The sequence below is a fragment of the Nitriliruptor sp. genome (assembly GCF_040882075.1).
In the GTDB taxonomy this organism is placed as follows: domain Bacteria; phylum Actinomycetota; class Nitriliruptoria; order Nitriliruptorales; family Nitriliruptoraceae; genus Nitriliruptor.
Genome location: NZ_JBBEBZ010000175.1, coordinates 17,562 through 33,891, shown reverse-complemented (window position 1 = coordinate 33,891; position 16,330 = coordinate 17,562). Strand labels below are relative to the sequence as shown.

The window sequence follows — 16,330 nt, the reverse complement described above, 5'->3', positions numbered from 1 at the left end:
TCATCCATCCAGGTCCGGAACCCGCCCTTGACACGGAGAGGCGTCGGTCTACTCGGCCCCAGGCGTCTGCTCTTCGCCCAGTTCGTCCGGTGGCACACCTCTGGAGCCCTCGAGAGGCGCGTGGTCAGCATCGTCCCTGAGATCGACTCCCAGAGCCACGAGCACGCCGAGACTCACCACAGCGATCGCGGCCACTCCGAGCAGCATCCCGACGAGCAGCGTTACTCCTGTCCGTCGCGCTGTCCGCTGCGTCAACACGGCCCTCCCAGGAGCATCGAGATGCTCAGGCCGAGGGTTCGGTGCCGGGCCTGCCGCATCGGGCATGAATGGAACCCGGTGCGTGCACGCTCCGCTCGAAGTCTGCGTGGCGACGTTTCCATCCAGCGTCCTGCTGGTAGCGAACGCCCGGATCCGCCAGGCCGCTGCCGCGGTTCCGCCCCGGTCCGCGGACGACCTACCGCTTCCGCGGAAGCGCCCAGCGGGATGGGTGCGTCCCGGCTCAGCGGGGTGCTCGTGTGGCGGGAGCGCTACGTGGGGACCCCGCGACCCGGCTCAGGCTCACGCGGGGTGCTCGTGTGGCGGGAGCGCTACGTGGGGACCCCGCAACCCCGCTCGGGTGCAACGCGGGGTGCTCTGCGTCAGCACGGACCGTCGGCAGGTGGATCGACCGGGTCCCCGACGGTGACGTCACCGAGCAGTTGCGGCCCGGTGACCTGCACACGCCAGGTCGGCGACGCGGTTCGGGTCGCGAAGTTCCGGACACGGGTCTCCCGGCGACGAGGGGGCCATCCTGCCCACGCCCGGTACCCAGGAGTAGTGTCAGGGGTCACCTCGATGGGGGATCCGGGTGCTGTTGCTGCTCGTCGGGCTCGCCTTCGCCCTGCCGATCCTGTGGACCATCTCGGTCGGGGCGATCCGCGAGGCTCGCCGCGCCCGCGAGGTCGACCCGCGCGAGGGGTGCCAGGCGTGGGTCGCGGTCCGCGGTGTCGGTGGCCGGCTGTACCGCTGCGCCCAACCGGTCTTCATCGAGGGTGGCTCGCGGTGCCTGCGCCACCGCCAGGCGGAGCGCGATCCGGCGTCCGTCGACCCGGATGCCGACCTGATCGACCAGCCGCAGGCGGTCGGCCGCGCCACCGCGCTCGCACGGATCGGGGTCCCGCTCGCCGTGCTGGTCGCCACCGCTCTGGTCGGCACCGCCGTGTGGGCGCTGACGCGGATGTTCTGAACCGACGCCGGGGGCGGACGGCGTCGAACCCGCCCCGGACGTGGCACCGTGGAGGCCCGCACTCGAACCTTCGCCTCGGAGCACCTCGTGGACCTGCTCGTCACCGGCGCCACCGGCTACGTCGGGGGACGGCTCGTACCCCGGCTGCTCGCCGAGGGTCACACCGTCCGCTGCCTGGTCCGCGATCCGCGCCGGTTGACCGCGCCGTGGCGTGCCCAGGTCCAGGTGATCACCGGGGCCGTCGAGGACGAGGGCGCGGTCCTGCGGGCCGCCGATGGCGCCGACGCCGCGTACTACCTCGTCCACGCGATGGAGCACCGCGTGTCCGGGCTCCTCGGTCGCGAGGTCCGAGCTGCGGCGTCGTTCCGCGAGGGAGCGGTCGCGGGCGGTGTCCGGCGGATCGTCTACCTCGGTGGCCTCGTCGACGAGGCGGACCTCGCCCGGACCTCGGCGCACCTCTACGCCCGGCAGCAGGCCGGCCAGACGCTCCGCGACGGTCCCGTCCCGGTCACCGAGCTGCGGGCCGGCATCGTGATCGGTGCCGGCAGCTCGTCGTTCGCGCTCCTGCGGACCGCCGCGTCGACGCCGGTGACCATCAGCGCGCCGCTCACCCGCTCGTCGACGCAGCCGCTCGCGGAGGCCGACCTGCTCGATCTGCTCGTGGCCGTCGTCGACGACCCTCGTGCGGCGTGGCAGGTGCTGGACGTCGGTGGCCCCGACGTCCTCAGCTACGGCGAGCTCGTGGCACGGGTCCGTGCCGCGATGGGCTCCCGGCCCGCGGTCACGCTGCCGCACGTGCCGTACCTGCCGCCGGAGCTCGCGGCGACCGGCGCAGCGATCCTCAGCCGGCTCGACCCCACGCTGGTCCTGCCGCTGCTGCGGTCCGCCGAGGAGGACGCCGTCGTCCGCGACGCCCACGCGCGCGACCTGTACCCGGACCTCGCGCACACCTCGCTCGACGATGCCATCGCGGCGGCGCTGGCCCCGCAGCACGACGACCACGCGACCGTCGCCTGAGAGGTGGACGATCGCGCGGTCGACGTCAGGTCGATCGTCAGGCGGTGGCGGACCGGCCCCAGGCCCCGGCACGACGGGCGTGGTCGGCGGCGGCGACCTCACGGCCACCGGCGGCGGCGTAGGTCGCGACCGACTCGCGCAGCGCCAGCATGTCGTCCTTGATCAGCGCCTGCGGTCCGTCGCAGAGGGCCGCCTCGGGGCGGGGGTGGACGTCGACGATGATGCCGTCGGCGCCGACCGCGATGCCGGCCTTGATCAGCGGCATGACCAGCTCGCGCTTCCCACCGGAGTGGGATGGGTCGATGATCACCGGCAGGTGGGTCAGCGACTGCGCGACGGGGACGGCCGACACGTCGAGGGTGTTGCGGGTCATCGGCTCGTAGGTGCGGATGCCGCGCTCGCAGAGGACGATCTGGAGGTTGCCGGTGTGGGCGATGTACTCGGCCGCCATGATCCACTCGTCGATGGTGGCGGTCAGGCCGCGCTTGAGCAGCACCGGCTTGCCGGCCATCCCCACCTCCTTGAGGAGCTGGAAGTTCTGCATGTTGCGGGCACCGACCTGGAGCATGTCGGCCTTGGCGGCGACGGTGTCCACGTCCGCGGGGGTGACGACCTCGGTCACGAACGGCATCGACAGGTCGCGCGACACCGCGTGGAGGATGTCGAGCCCGGGCTCGCCGAGACCCTGGAACGCGTACGGCGACGTGCGTGGCTTGTACGCGCCGCCGCGCAGGATCGATGCACCGGCCTCCTTGGCCATGCGGCACCCGGCGTCGGTCTGTTCCTCGGTCTCCACCGCGCAGGGACCGGCGATGAGGGTCACCGTGTCCCGCCCGATGGGGACGTCGCCGACCCAGACCGTCGACGGTCTCGGGTGGGTCTCGGTCGACACCAGCTTGTAGGGCTTGCTGACCCGGATGACGTCCTCGACGCCGGGGAAGGCGTGGAGAGGGAGCTCGGCGAACTGCGCGAGGTCGCCGACCAGGCCGATGATGGTCTGGTTCCGACCGCGGGACACGAAGGCCTCGCCGCCGATGTCGGAGATGGCGTTGACGATCTTGTCGACGTCACCGTCGGTGGCGCCGGAGCGCATGACCACGACCATCGTGGTGTCCTCTCTCGTCACGGCTCGCTCCCCGGTCGCGCGCCGCGGCGGCGCGGGGTGGGTGTGGGTGCCTCCCACGGCGAGAGCCCCGGGAAGCGTCCCCCGGGGCTCGAACGTCTCGGTGTGTGGGCGGTTACGAGACGGGCGCGACCCCGGGGTGACCGAAGAACCGGTACCCCGCGGAACTCCAGGTGAAGGGCGCGCGCGTCATGCCGACGAGCCTACCACCGGCCTCGCGCGGTCGCCGCGCGCCACCGGGGCGCAGGGACCGGGGCGCAGGGACCGGGACACGTGCTGCGCTGCTGACGCCGGGAGGGGCGCGCGCACTACCCTCGGGCCCCGCCGCGCCCGAGGTGGCGTCTGGTCACCCAGCGACGTCCGGAGCCCCGCGTTGACCGAGCAGCCGAGGATCTGTCCCGCCTGCGCGGCCCCCAACCGTCCCACCCGCGAGCTGTGCGCCAGCTGCGGGGTCGGTCTCGACGACGGCGTCCTGCCGCCCCACGCGGACCGGCCCGAAGCGCCGGATCCGCCCGTGATCGACTCGTCGCCGCAGCGCGAGCACGGACGGTGGCTGATCCCGCTGCTCGCGGGGCTCGTCGGGATCGGGTTGCTCGTGCTCAGCCTGACGCTGGCGGGGCTCGGGCCCCTCGCTCCCGGACCGGACGTGCCGAGCGTCGAGTTCGACGCAACGTCTTACCGCGCCGAGGCGGAGCTGCTGACCCTGTCGGACATCGCGACCCGCACGACCGCGCCGGATGCCGATGCCGAGGCTGCTGCGGCCATCGCCGACGGCGACCTCACCACCGCCTGGCGGTCGTCCGGTGAGGTCCGTCCCGGGAGCGACCTCCTCGACACCATCGACCTCGTGCTCGCGGACCCCGCGTGGGTCGAGCGCATCGAGCTGCACAACGGCGATCACCTCGACCGCGAGGCCTACGACGGCTCGTCACCGCTCCGTCGCGTCCGGTTGACCTTCGACGGCGGGGTGGAGGTGTTCGCCGAGCTGCTCGACGTGGGGCTCCGCGCGCAGGCGGTGACCCTCCCCGAGCCGGTCCTGACCACGGTGGTCCGCATCGACGTGCTCGAACGTGTCGCCGGGCCGAACCCCCAGCTCGCGGTGTCGCAGATCGGGCTGGTCGGGTGGGGAGCGACGGCGGGGGACGCCGACGTCGCGGCGCGTCGCGCGTCGGCCGAGCCAGCGACCGGGCCGACCACCCCCGTGCCGTAGATCAGTCCTCGTAGGCGTACAGCAACACGCTGTCGCCCGGGAACCGCTCGGCGCCCGGGCCCGGATCCTGCTCGAACACCCGTCCCGGGTTGAAGAACGCGCCGACGCCACCACGGGTCTCGACCTCGACCACGAAGCCGAGCCCCTCGAGCGTGGCGACCGCCTCGGCCCGCAGCTGGCCGCGCACGTTCGGGACCTCGATCGGCGCCGGTCCGTCGGACAGCGTCACCTGCACCGTGCTGCCGCGCGCCACCTCGTCGCCCGCCGACGGGCTCTGACCGATGACCGTGCCCTCCGGAGCGGAGGAGTACTCGCGGCCCGCCACCTCGTCTTCGAGCCGCAGCCCGCGCAGCGCCTCCTGTGCCTCGGCGAGGGTGCTGCCGGACAGATCGGGGACCTCGCGCGGCGCCGGGCCAGCGCTGACCACCAGATCGACGGTCGAGGCCTCGTCCAGCACTTCGCCGACGGGGGGATCGGTCGTGACGATGGCACCCGACGCGACCTGCTCGTCGTGAGCTTCGCGGACCTCACCCACACGCAACCCGAGGTCGACCAACCGCTCCTCGGCCTCGTCCGGGGACGCCTCGGCGAGGTCCGGCACCGTGACCTGGCGCGGACCGGCGGACACCACGAGCGTGACGGTCCGTCCCTGGCGGATCTCGGCCGCGGTGGGCGGATCCTGGGAGAGCACGTGCCCGGCGGGGACCTCGAGGTCGAAGGGCCGATCGTCCTCGACGGCGACGGTGAACCCGTCCGCCTCGAGCGCATCGACCGCGCTGTCGAGCGGAGCGCCCACCACGGCGGGCACGGCGACGATCGGCGCGAGCACCCGGTCCCAGAGCAGGTACCCACCGAGCGCTGATGCGGCCAGCGCGCCCACGATCACCAGGAGCGCGACCAGCCAGCGGCGGCGTGGACGGTCCCCGCTGAGGGCTGCGTCGTCACCTTCGTCGTCACCTTCGTCGTCACCTTCGTCGTCCCCGTCGAGTTCGTCGTCCTCGCCGTCGGTCAGGTCGCCGAGCCACGCCACCGGTCCGTCCCCCGACCCGTCCTCGTCCGCAGCGCCGTCGTCGTCCGCGTCCCGGGCGCCGGGGGGGAGGGGTGGCGGCCACAGCTGGGCTCCATCCGCGTCCCAGGCGACCGACGGTGTCGAGGGTGGGGGCGGCAGGAGCGGTGCGCCGGAGATGGTCGTGTCGTGCGCCTCCGGGCCGAGCACGGCGGTGCCCCCGCGAGCGTCGAGGTCCACCGAGGTGTCGTCGGCGAAGAGCGCGGGCAGGGGAGCGCTGCTGGCCGGTGCGGCCGCGGTCAGCGCCGCACCGAAGGCCGCGGCGTCCGCGTAGCGCTGGTCGCGGTCCGGGTGCGTGGCGCGCCGGACCACCTCGTCGAGCGCGGCGGGCACCCCCCGTTCGACCACCGACGGTGCCGGCACACGCGACGAGGTGTGCTGCACCGCGGTGGCGAATGGGGTGTCGGCCTCGAACGGAGGTCGGCCGGTGAGCGCCTCGTACAGCACCACACCGAGCGCGTACACGTCGGCGCGGGGATCGAGGGGTTCGCCCCGGACCGCCTCGGGGGACAGGTAGTGCGGGCTGCCGACGAGCACGTCGGTGCCGAAGGTGGAGGTGGCGCTCGCGGCGGCGCGCGCCAGGCCGAAGTCGGTGACGCGGACGGTGCCGTCCAGACCGAGCAGCAGGTTCTCCGGCTTCACGTCCCGGTGCACGAGACCGGCGGCGTGCGCGGCGCCGAGGCCCGCGGCCGCCGGTCCGAGCACCGTGACGGCCTCCTCGGGGTGCAGCCGCCGTCGGTGACGTAGGACCGCGCGCAGCGAGGGTCCCTCGATCAGCTGCAGCACGAGGAACGGCCCGTCCTCGGTCTCGCCCCAGTCGTGGACCGCGACGACGTTCGGGTGGGACAGCGCGGCTGCAGCCCGGGCTTCACGGCGGAACCGGTCGAGGAACGCCGGGTCGGTGGCGAGGTGGGCGTGGAGCAGCTTGACGGCCACGTCGCGGTCGAGGACCTCGTCGCGGGCGCGGTGGACGGTCGCCATGCCCCCGCGGCCGAGCACGCCGCGCAACACGTAGCGACCACCGACGCGCATCGGCGTCGATGGTCCGGTCGCGGTGTGGGTGCCCACCGGCGTCTCCTTCACCTCACCGAGGGTAGGGGAGCACCGCGGATCGACCGTGGAGGCGGCGGTCCGCATCCAGGACGTACCGGTGCCGCCGTCGGTGGTCGATCACCCGGACTGCATCCGGTCCACCCGGTCGCGGAGGGTCTCGTAGAGGGTCCGCAGCTCCTCGAGCTCACCACGTACCTGCTCGGTGGAGCCGCGCACCTCGTCGAGGGTCGCGCGCAGGTCGGAGGCGGCGGCATCCGCGGCGTCGCGGGCTGCGGCGGCGGCCTCGTCGCTGCTCGCGGTGCTCTCGTCGAGCTCGGTGACGCGGTCCTCGAGCTCCGCGAGCGCCTCCTCGAGGTCGGCGAGCGGGTCATCGCCCGCCGCGGAGGCCGGCGGGATGAGGACGGCGACCGACTCCTCGAGCTCCTCGACCCGTCCCCGCAGGGCTCGTTCCTCGTCGAGGTGGGCGGCCTGTTCGGCACGGAGCTCCTCGAGTTCGTCGCGGAGCTCGCCCGTGCCGGAGCACGCTGCCGCGCCCACGGCCAGGACGACGGCCAGGGTGAGCGGGAGACGAACGGGACGGGAGCGCACGGCGGGGGAGGGTACGGGCCTGACCGTCGAGAGCGAGCAGGTGCCCCGGTACCGTCCGCGACCAGCGGTGGGTACCTGCGATGGAGCGGCGACGGTGAGCGACCAGGCTGAGGGCGGCGCGACCCTCGATGACGAGCTCGAACAGCTCGGGTTCCGGCTCGCCGGGGTCTCGCGGCGGGGCGGCCGGATGTGGGCGCTGGCCTACAACCGGTTCCTGCGTTTCGCGGTGCACGACCGCGATGACGACCGTCTGCTGCTGTCCTGGTCGTTCGCGTGGGGTGAGTACGTCGCCGCCCGGGGGTGGCAGCTCTCGGTCACCGACGAGACCACGGCCGAGCTCTACCCGGGCACCGACGTGGTCGTCCCAGCCGACGCGGCGGCCGTCCGAGGCGAGGTGCTGCGGATCGCGTCCACGCTGCGGCTCGACCTCGCCGCACCCGACCTGTAGCTGTCGTGGGGGTGGCGGTCCGATCACCGGCCCGTCGTTCGATCGCAGCTGACCGAGCGGTACCGTCCCCGGCGACCTCCGGAGGGTTCGGGGGTCGCCGACCCCGGGGAGCCACCACCGTGTCCGAGTCCGACGCTGTGCCGGAGCACGCGGTCGACGCCGCACCCGGCCGACCACCGGTCGTCGACTTCGCGCGGACGATCCGGCGCCTGCGGCGCTCCCTGTCGATCATCGCCGTCCTCGTGCTGCTCGGGTGGACGATCGTCGGTGCGCTCGGTGCGGGGTGGTCGGTGGCGCTGCTCGCCGAGCTCGCGGGGTTCGGGCTGTTCGCGGCGTTCGCCGTGGAGGTCGTGATCGTCGGCGGGTCAGCGGCCCGGGGGATGCTCGCCGCGGGCGAGCAGGGCGAACGGCTCGCGGGCTCCGACGTGTCGCTGCTCCCACCCCAGTTGGCCGGACGTCGCCGACCGCCCCCCCGCGATCTCGTTGAGGAGAAGTCGGCCCCGTGACCGCGATACCGGGCGTCGGGGTGACGGCGATCACCGAGGACCACGGGTTCGGCGTCCAGGCCCTGCTCGCGGAACCTGACCTCCTCGGACCTGCGAACCGCCGCACGCGGCTGGACCAACGGGCGTTCTCTACTGAAGGTCGAAGACCGTCTCGAGGGCGAGATCGACCCCCCACTGTTCCTCGGGCGTGAGGTGTCCGTGCTGGTCGCCGAGCCTGCTCACGTCGACGGCGCCGGTCTGCTCCACCAGCACGCGTGTGATGGTGCCGTCGATCTCGATCTCGGGTCGGAACGAGGCCCCTCGGGCGGCCGTCGAGGTCGGGGCGATGAGCACCGTCGACAACCGCATCAACGCGTCGGACTGCACGATGACGCCGTAGCGGACGCCGGACTGCTCGTGCCCCTGGCGACGTCCCAGGCGCAGCCGGAAGACGTCACCCCGGCGCACGAAGATCCTCCATCAGCGCCGCGACCTCGGCTGCCTCGGCACGATCGGCCTCGTCTGTGGCGAGTTCAGCTACCTCGTCGACGAGGCGCTGCCGGTCGCGTAGCCGCAGGGCAGCCGCGACCAGGCTACGTCGGACCGCCTCCGAGCGTGACAGACCGGTGGCCTCGAGCTCGGCGAGGGCGCGCCGTGCGTCCTCGTCGAGTCGTACGGAGATGAGATCGCTCATGCGACGAATGTATCACGGAACGTCAGACGACTCCGAGATGCCCTCGCAACCGATGCGCAGACGTGTTGGACGATCCGGGCGTATCTGCGCGGTGGCACGGCAGGGGTCCGTCGACGCTCTCGAGCAGCAGCGAGGTCACGCGTCGGGGTGGGGGACGTCGATGACATCGAGCTGCTCGATGGCAGCGAAATCGTCGGGGTTGCAGGTGTAGAGCGGGAGGTCGTTCACGACCGCCACCGCAGCGATCATGGCGTCGTAGGACCGCGCTGCAGGCTTCCGTCCGGCCCGGCGCAGCGAAGCCGCGACCTGGCCGAACGCGCGAGCCGCAGCCGCATCGAAGGGGAGCGGGTCGAAGTCGGCTTCAGCCTGTTGCAGGTGAGCCTGTCGCGCGGCGCGCTCTGACTCCGTGCGAGCGACGAGGGGACCGACCGACAGCTCTGCCAACGTGATGGTCGAGATGAGCGGCTCGCCGGGCAGCGCTGTGGCGTCCCGGAGCAACGGCAACAGGATCAGCGTGTTCGTGTCCAGCAGACCGCGTGACGGACGCTCCTGCGGTCTCGTCACAGCGACGGGTCCAGGAGCCCGTCGACATCCTCACGCAGCTGGCCAGGATCGAGACGAGGGAGCCGACGCCACCGTTCGAGCAGGACCTCGGCCTTCACGCTGGGTCGACCCACCGGGTGAAGCTCAGCGACCGGTTTGCCCGATCGGGTCACGGTGAGCCGTTCGCCGGCCGCGACACGATCGACCACCTCCCCGCCGTGGTTGCGGAGCTCGCGGATGCTGACCTCGGGTGCGCTCATGCACCCAACAGTATCACGCGTGATACGGCAGGCCCAAGGTTCGTTCAGGCGTCCGCGAACCACGCGATAACGCCTCATGTTGCCACGGTGGGGGCGTGGCTTCTTCCCAACGCAGATCACACGGGGGCCGACGCTGACGCGCAGTGCGTCGGTCAGAGGGCGGCCAGGCGGGACTCGAGGTCGTCCACGTCGAGGACGTTGTCCCAGCGCGCCTGGATGATCCCGTCGCCGTCGACGAGGAAGACCCACGGTTCGTTGCCGCCGGCCTCGGTCTGGATCCACTCGGCCGCGGCCTCGTTCAGCTCGGTCGCCTCGAAGTCCCGCCACACCTCGATGTGGACGAAATCGGCCACGTCCTCGTAGCGCTCGGCGACCGTGGCCAGCTCCGAGGTGAGCGGGCCACAGAACGTGCTGACGCAGTAGGTCGGTGTCGACAGGATGACCACGACCGGCATCCCCTCGTCCAGCGAGGCCGCGATGGTCGAGTCGTGGAGGAGCGCGTCGGGGACCTCGTCGTCCTCACCCTGGGCGCGCGAGTCGACGGCGACGGGTGGGACCTCGCCGGCCTCCACGTCCGCGATCGTGAGGTTCTCGCTGCGCGGTGCCTCGTCGCCGACGTCGTGGACCTCGGTCTCCGGGAGCACCTCGAAGGTGGCTTGGCCCTGGCGGGTGGTCCCGTCGTCGAGGTCGATCGAGACGCGCAGCCCGTACCAGCCGGGTTCGGGCAGGTCGACGGCGGCCTCGTAGACCCCGGTCCCGGGCTCCCCGACGAGCACGGTCGCACGCTCGGTGGGCTCGATCTCGGGCTCGAGGCCGAGCACCGGCAGGTACCGGGCGGTCACGTCGTCGACGAGCTCCGCCTCGCCGGCCGCTTCGTCCCCGAGGTAGCCGAGCTCGAAGGTCGCCTCGCCGAAGGCGAGCTGGACCGCGTCGCCGGTCAGGATCCCCGCGAGCAACCGCCGATCCTCACCGACCGCGATGTCGTAGCTGGCGATGAGGATCGCGAGCGGCTCGTCCGGTGCCGCCGCGTCCGTCGGCTCGTCGACGGGGTCGTCACCACCGGTCGCGCAGGCGGTCGCGATCAGCGCGAGCGCTGCGAGGGCAGCGGGGGCACGGCGGAGCGCGGGGCGACGCATCGGGACTCCGGTCGGGACGGGAACGGGGACGGTGTGCGGTGCGGAGCGGGACCGCGGAGGGTAGAGGACGCCGCCGCGGCGGTGGGCACGTTGCGGTGGGCTGGTCGGCGGGTCGGCCCCGGCTGTGGCAGCCTCGTGCCGTGGACCGCTCCCCGCTCCGGACCCTCGTGACCGCGCTGTGCGTGGCTGCCGTCGTCGTGTCCGGCTGCACCGGGAGTGATCTGCCACCCGACGTGCAGGCGGTCCGGGTCGCCGCCAGCGGTGACGCCGAGGGGCGGTTGCTGGCCCACGTGCTGGTGGCGTTGCTCGAGGCGGTGGAGGTCGAGGCCGAGGTGCGGCCGTACGCGGACGCGCGCGACGGACAGCAGGCGCTCGAGCTCGGGGCCGCCGATGTGCGGCCGGGCTACACCGGCGAGGCGTGGCTCGAGACCCTCGGACGGGCCGATCCGCCCGGCGACCCCCAGGCGAGCTTCGCACCGGTCCGCGCCGACGGTCAGCGCCGGGGCATCGTGTGGTTGCCGCCCCGCTTCGTCGAGGGGCCGGACGGACCACCGGCGAACGCGACCTTCGCGCTGGCCGTCGCGGGACCGCCCTCGCCGGACGCGGATCTCCGGACGGTGTCGCAGCTGGCAGCCCGGCTGTCCGAGCGTCCGGAGGCGAGCGTCTGCGTCGACCGCGAGTTCGGGTCCCGCAGCGACGGTCTACGCGCCGTGCTCGACGCCTACCTCGTCCGCGCCGACCAGCCCTTCCTCGCGGCGTCACCCGAGGAGGCGGTGCGTGGGGTCCTCGCCGGTGACTGCCTCGCTGGCCTGACCACCACGACCGACGGCGAGGCCGGGGCTGCCGGCCTGCAGGTGTTGGTCGACGACCTCGAGGTCTTCCCCGCGTTCGTGCCGGCCGTGCAGGTCCGCGAGGAGGTCCTCGAGGAACGACCGGAGATCGCGGCGGCGCTCGCGCCCTTCGGGGATGAGCTCACCACCGCGGCGTTGCGGTCCTGGAACGCGCTGGTGGTGACGGGCGAGCCCATCGAGCAGATCGCGCAGGCCGCGGCGGAGGACCTCCTGGCCCGGGCTGCGGCGCGCCGAGCAGCGGAGGCGGCCGAGGCGGCTGAGACCGAGGCCGTCGAGGACGGGGCGGGCTCCGAGGATGTCGCGGACGGCTGACCGACCGGGCGTGGGGACCTGTCTGCCGCGCGGTGGCCGGCCGAGCGAGGGGCTGCGCTGGCGAGGTGTCCCATCACCGTCGTACGTTGCCTACTCGAACACATGTTCGGTTCCCAGGTGACGAGAGAGGTGGTGAGGGAGGTGACGAAGCGGTACCGCGAGGACCTCGATGAGGTGGTGGTCGGCACGGCTGATGGAGACGAGGTCGACGCCGATCCGCGCGGTGCGGGGGCGCCGACGTCGTTCCGCTGGCGGGGACGTTCCTACGTCGTGCTGCAGGTGCTCGGACACTGGCGCGAGGACGAGGGCTGGTGGCGTCGTCCCGACGGCGCACCGGTCCAGATCGAACGCACCGACCTGTGGCGCGTGGAAGCGCAGAACGGCCGGCCGACGCGTGGGGTCTACGAGCTGGTGCGACGCGGCGAGCGTTGGCGCCTCGACCGTGTCTGGGACTGACCGGTGGCGAGCTCACGCGGGTGGTCACCTCAGGAGCACGCCGAGGGGCTCGAGGAACGCCACGTCGAGGTGCGGCGCGCGGCCGACGCTGCCGAGGCGCTGCACCGCGCCGAACGTGCCCGCCCCGGCGGACGGGACACGCCGCCGTTCGCACACCTGTCGGTGCGGTCGAGCTTCTCGATGCGCGACGGCGCGATCCGGCCGCGCGAGCTCGCGGCCGCCACGGCCGCAGCGGGGATGACCCACGTGGCGCTCACCGACCGCGACGGGCTGTACGGCGCGGTCCGGTTCGCGCAGGCCGCGGCCACGGAAGGGGTGATCCCGGTCTACGGGGCCGACCTCGCGCTCGCCCCCGACCTCGACCGGCCGGGGTGGGAGGTCACCAGGGGCGGGCGGTCCCGCACGGCTCCCGTCGCCAGGGGGCACGATCCGCGGGCAGCACGTCCCGGGCGCGGCCCCGCGTGGCTGGAGGACGACGCCCCGCGGGTGACCTTCCTCGCACGGGACGCCGACGGGTACGCCGACGTGTGCGGGCTGGTGACCGCCGCGCACGGCCACGCCCGCGGGGACCCGCACCTGGCCGCCGAGGCGCTCGGCGACGCGGACTCCGGTGCGGTGGTGGCGCTGCTCGGTCCCGACGCGCCGGTCGGTCGCCTGCTCGCCGCGGACCGGATCGACGCCGCCGAGGCCGAGCTGTCGCGCTGGCTCGACGTGTTCGGGCGGGAGGGGGTGGCGCTCGGCGTGCGTCAGCACCGCGTCGGTCCCGGCCGTCGTCCCGGACCTGGCGGGGTGGTCGAGCCGGGGGACGACGCGCGCATCCGCCGGACGCTCGCGCTCGCCGACCGGACCGGGGTGCGCGCCGTCGCGGTGAACGACGTGCGCTACCTCGTGCCCGAGGACGTGATCGTCGCCGACGTGCTCGCGTGCGTGCGCAAACAGGTCCCGCTCGGTCGCCGCCACCTCGGGCGGTCGACGGCCGAGGCGTGGCTGACGACCCCGGCACAGATGCACGCCCGGTTCGCCGAACGTCCGGACCTGCTGGTGAACGCGCACGAGCTGGCCACCTCCTGCGCGGTCGACCTCGGCGTCGGTGGGCTGCAGGTGCCGCGGCTGACGGGCCTGTCACCCGAGGCCGCGGCGGGGGAACTGCACCGCCGGTGCTGGGCCGGGGTCGCCGACCGTTACCCGCGGATCACCCCGCCGATCCGGGAACGGCTCGAACGCGAGCTCGACATGGTCGACCGGCTCGGTCTGCACGACCTGTTCCTCGCCGTCGCGGACGTCATGGCCGACGTGCGCGAACTCGGCGTGCTGGCCGCCTGTCGTGGGTCCGCCGCCGGGAGTCTGGTGTGCTTCGCCCTGCGTATCAGCGACGTCGACCCGGTCGCCAACGGCCTGGCGTTCGAGCGGTTCATGAACCCCTACCGCGACGAGCTGCCGGACATCGACGTGGACGTGGAATCGCACCGCCGCGAGGACGTCTACGACCTGGTCATGGCCCGCTTCGGTGAGCACCGGACCGCGTGTGTCGCGATGCTCGAGACCTTCCAGGCGCGGTCGGCGATCCGCGAGGTCGGCAAGGTGCTCGGCATGCCGGCTGTCGAGCTCGGTGCGATCGCCAAGGCGTTCAACCACGCGCGGGCCCGCGACGTCCGCCGCGCCGTCGAGCACCTGCCCGAGCTGAAGGGCAGCCGGTTCGACGCCGGCCAGCTCGACCTGTTGTTCGACCTCGTGGAACGCGTCGACGGGTTCCCCCGTCACCTCGCGCTCCACCCGTGCGGGATCCTGCTGGCCGACGACACGTTGACCCGGCGCACCCCGCTGGAACGGTCGGCCCACGCCCGGGCGGGAGGTGGGGGAGGTTTCGCCGTCAGTCAGTTCGACAAGGACGACGTTGCGGCGCTCGGGCTGCTCAAGCTCGACGTGCTCGGGGTGCGGATGCTGTCGGCGATGCGTCACTGTCTCGACCTGGTCAACGGCACCGGTGGCGACCGGGCGGGGACCACCGGGGGAGCGGAGGAGAGCTGGACCGCGTCGCGCGACCCCGATCCCTCGCTGCCCGGCCGCAGCGCTGACGGACGGCTCGACGTCGTGACGATCCCGAACGACGACCCCGCCACCTACGAACTGGTGCGCTCGACCCACTCGGTCGGGATCTTCCAGATCGAATCGCCGGGCCAACGCGAGCTGCTCGGCCGGCTCCAACCGGACCGGTTCGGCGACATCATCACCGAGATCTCGCTGTTCCGGCCGGGACCGGTGAAGGCCGACATGGTCAGCCCGTACGTGTCCCGTCGTCACGGCGAGGAGGCGTTCGCCCACGTCCACCCGGCGCTCGCGCCGGTGCTGGACGAGACCTACGGGGTGATCGTCTACCACGAGCAGGTGATGGGGGTCCTGTCGGCCCTGACGGGCTGTGATCTGGCCTACGCCGACCTGCTGCGCCGGCAGCTCTCGGACGAACGCAAACGGCCTGCGATGCGCGGGTGGTTCCTGTCCCGCGCGCAGGACCGCGGCGTGCCGCGCGATGCAGCCGAGGAGGTCTGGGACCAGATCGCTTCGTTCGCCTCGTTCGGGTTCTGCAAGGCCCACGCGGCGGCGTTCGCGGTGCCGACGGTGCGTTCGGCGTTCCTGAAGGCCCACGTGATGCCCGAGTTCCTCGCTGGGCTCCTCACCCACGATCCGGGGATGTACCCGCGGCGGATGATCCTCGACGAGGCCCGGTTGTTCGGCATCGCGGTGCTGCCGCCGGACGTCAACCGCTCGCACGCCCCGTACACCGTCGAGGTGGTGGACCGGGGGATGGCCGACCACCTCCTCGGCACCATCACAGCGGTGCGGGCGGCGCGTCGGGGCGAGGACCCACGACGGCACCTGCCGCCGGGCTGGCGGTGGGGCCAGCCCTCGACGGTCGTCGGCGGCGGTGCGGTGGTCGAGGACGAGGGGCCGGTACCGCCGTCCGGGTACGACGCGGGCGAGGCCGGTGGGGGCTACCGCCATGCGATCCGGGTGGGGCTCCAGGACGTCCGCGGGATCACCGACACCGAGGTGGACGCGCTGCTGGCAGGACGCCCGTTCACCTCGCTGCAGGACCTGCGGGCTCGCGGTGGCCTGTCGCGACCGACGGCGGAGGCCCTGGTCGAGGTCGGCGCGCTCGACCAGGTCGCCGGGCTCGGTCGCCGCGGTGGTCCCGCCTCGCGCGGGGTGTGCCGGCTGGCCGTCGAGGAGCTGTGGCGCGACCGCAGGGGTGGCCGTCGTCGCGCCGTCGCCGGCGCGTCGGCTGAACAGACGGCGCTCGACCTGCACGCCGATCACGAACCGGACCTGCCACCGGACGCCGATGCCGCCCGGGTCCGAGCCGAACTCGCCGCGACCGGTATGGACGTCTCCCGGCACGTGCTGAGCTTCTACGAGCCGTTGCTCGAGGTGCTCGGGGTCACCCGGTCCTGCGACCTGCCCCGTGCGCCGGTCCAGTCGACGGTGCGGGTCGCCGGGGTGAAGGTCGCGGTGCAGTCCCCGGCGCAGCGGTCCGGGCAGCGGGTGCTGTTCCTGTCGCTCGACGACCGGACCGGGCAGACCCAGACCACCTACTTCGAACGCAGTCTCGACGACTGCGCCTGGACGGTCCTGCACGCCTGGCTGCTGGTCGCCGAGGGGCGCGTGTCACGTCGTGGGCGGATGGGCGCGACCCTGACCGGCACGCGGGCGTGGGACCTGTCGCGGCTGTGGCGCGCCTGGCAGGAGGGGTGGCTGCCCGCCGCGCTCGAGGAGCGCGGCACGCCGGCGCCGCACGAGCGCACCGTCGCCAAGCCACGCGGGCTCGAGGCGTCTGAGTTCGGCCGCGGCAGCCGGTGAGCCGACCA

16 protein-coding genes are annotated in these 16,330 nt (G+C 73.3%); 8 read left to right on the top strand and 8 right to left on the bottom strand.

Going from position 1 to position 16,330, the window contains the following annotated elements; translation table 11 throughout:
* Positions 1–847: 847 nt before the first annotated feature.
* The gene (locus tag WEB03_RS11855) at positions 848–1,225 is read left to right on the top strand and encodes a hypothetical protein (protein WP_368071157.1); all 378 of its coding nucleotides are present in this window, start codon (positions 848–850) and stop codon (positions 1,223–1,225) included.
* Positions 1,226–1,312: 87 nt separating this feature from the next.
* Positions 1,313–2,242, top strand: coding sequence for an NmrA family NAD(P)-binding protein (locus WEB03_RS11850; RefSeq protein ID WP_368071156.1), 930 nt, complete (start codon positions 1,313–1,315; stop codon positions 2,240–2,242).
* Positions 2,243–2,279: 37 nt separating this feature from the next.
* Here WEB03_RS11850 and aroF read toward each other — a convergent pair whose 3' ends face one another.
* Positions 2,280–3,347: a 3-deoxy-7-phosphoheptulonate synthase gene (gene aroF / locus WEB03_RS11845; protein ID WP_368071193.1), complete on the bottom strand. Its 1,068-nt coding sequence runs from the start codon at positions 3,345–3,347 to the stop codon at positions 2,280–2,282.
* 391 nt (positions 3,348–3,738) lie between these two features.
* Here aroF and WEB03_RS11840 point away from each other — a divergent pair, with 391 nt between their 5' ends.
* Positions 3,739–4,575 carry a hypothetical protein gene (locus WEB03_RS11840; protein ID WP_368071155.1) on the top strand — a complete coding sequence of 279 codons (837 nt, stop codon included), beginning with the start codon at positions 3,739–3,741 and terminating at the stop codon, positions 4,573–4,575.
* 1 nt (position 4,576) lies between these two features.
* Here the strand turns inward: WEB03_RS11840 and WEB03_RS11835 are convergent, their stop codons facing one another.
* Positions 4,577–6,709, bottom strand: a complete 2,133-nt coding sequence (locus WEB03_RS11835; RefSeq protein ID WP_368071154.1) for a PASTA domain-containing protein — start codon at positions 6,707–6,709, stop codon at positions 4,577–4,579.
* 102 nt (positions 6,710–6,811) lie between these two features.
* Entirely contained in the window at positions 6,812–7,282 is a 471-nt protein-coding gene (locus WEB03_RS11830) for a hypothetical protein (RefSeq protein ID WP_368071153.1), read from the bottom strand.
* Between the two features lie 94 nt (positions 7,283–7,376).
* On the opposite strand from WEB03_RS11830, the gene WEB03_RS11825 reads away from it, so the two are divergent.
* Positions 7,377–7,730 (top strand): hypothetical protein, encoded by a 354-nt coding sequence (locus tag WEB03_RS11825; RefSeq protein WP_368071152.1) that lies wholly within the window; start codon positions 7,377–7,379, stop codon positions 7,728–7,730.
* Between the two features lie 119 nt (positions 7,731–7,849).
* Entirely contained in the window at positions 7,850–8,236 is a 387-nt protein-coding gene (locus tag WEB03_RS11820) for a hypothetical protein (RefSeq protein ID WP_368071151.1), read from the top strand.
* Between the two features lie 129 nt (positions 8,237–8,365).
* On the opposite strand, the gene WEB03_RS11815 is transcribed toward WEB03_RS11820, so the two are convergent.
* The 5 genes from WEB03_RS11815 to WEB03_RS11795 all read right to left on the bottom strand — a co-directional run bounded on the left by WEB03_RS11815 (position 8,366) and on the right by WEB03_RS11795 (position 10,848).
* Positions 8,366–8,683, bottom strand: a complete 318-nt coding sequence (locus WEB03_RS11815) for a type II toxin-antitoxin system PemK/MazF family toxin (protein ID WP_368071150.1) — start codon at positions 8,681–8,683, stop codon at positions 8,366–8,368.
* Complete coding sequence (locus WEB03_RS11810; RefSeq protein ID WP_368071149.1) at positions 8,670–8,909, bottom strand: hypothetical protein; 240 nt, start codon at positions 8,907–8,909, stop codon at positions 8,670–8,672. The genes WEB03_RS11815 and WEB03_RS11810 overlap by 14 nt, the downstream gene beginning before the upstream one ends.
* A gap of 135 nt (positions 8,910–9,044) precedes the next feature.
* Positions 9,045–9,473 (bottom strand): type II toxin-antitoxin system VapC family toxin, encoded by a 429-nt coding sequence (locus WEB03_RS11805; RefSeq protein WP_368071148.1) that lies wholly within the window; start codon positions 9,471–9,473, stop codon positions 9,045–9,047.
* On the bottom strand, positions 9,470–9,712 hold the full coding sequence (locus WEB03_RS11800; RefSeq protein ID WP_368071147.1) for a type II toxin-antitoxin system Phd/YefM family antitoxin: 243 nt from the start codon (positions 9,710–9,712) through the stop codon (positions 9,470–9,472). The genes WEB03_RS11805 and WEB03_RS11800 overlap by 4 nt, the downstream gene beginning before the upstream one ends.
* A gap of 152 nt (positions 9,713–9,864) precedes the next feature.
* A complete protein-coding gene (locus tag WEB03_RS11795) occupies positions 9,865–10,848 on the bottom strand; it encodes a hypothetical protein (RefSeq protein WP_368071146.1) in 984 nt (327 codons plus the stop codon).
* A gap of 140 nt (positions 10,849–10,988) precedes the next feature.
* Between WEB03_RS11795 and WEB03_RS11790 the strand changes: the two genes are divergently transcribed.
* The 3 genes from WEB03_RS11790 to WEB03_RS11780 all read left to right on the top strand — a co-directional run bounded on the left by WEB03_RS11790 (position 10,989) and on the right by WEB03_RS11780 (position 16,322).
* Positions 10,989–12,011, top strand: a complete 1,023-nt coding sequence (locus WEB03_RS11790) for a glycine betaine ABC transporter substrate-binding protein (RefSeq protein ID WP_368071145.1) — start codon at positions 10,989–10,991, stop codon at positions 12,009–12,011.
* A 132-nt stretch (positions 12,012–12,143) separates the two neighbouring features.
* Positions 12,144–12,467, top strand: coding sequence for a DUF6504 family protein (locus WEB03_RS11785; RefSeq protein WP_368071144.1), 324 nt, complete (start codon positions 12,144–12,146; stop codon positions 12,465–12,467).
* Between the two features lie 3 nt (positions 12,468–12,470).
* Positions 12,471–16,322: a DNA polymerase III subunit alpha gene (locus tag WEB03_RS11780; protein WP_368071143.1), complete on the top strand. Its 3,852-nt coding sequence runs from the start codon at positions 12,471–12,473 to the stop codon at positions 16,320–16,322.
* Positions 16,323–16,330: the final 8 nt, after the last annotated feature.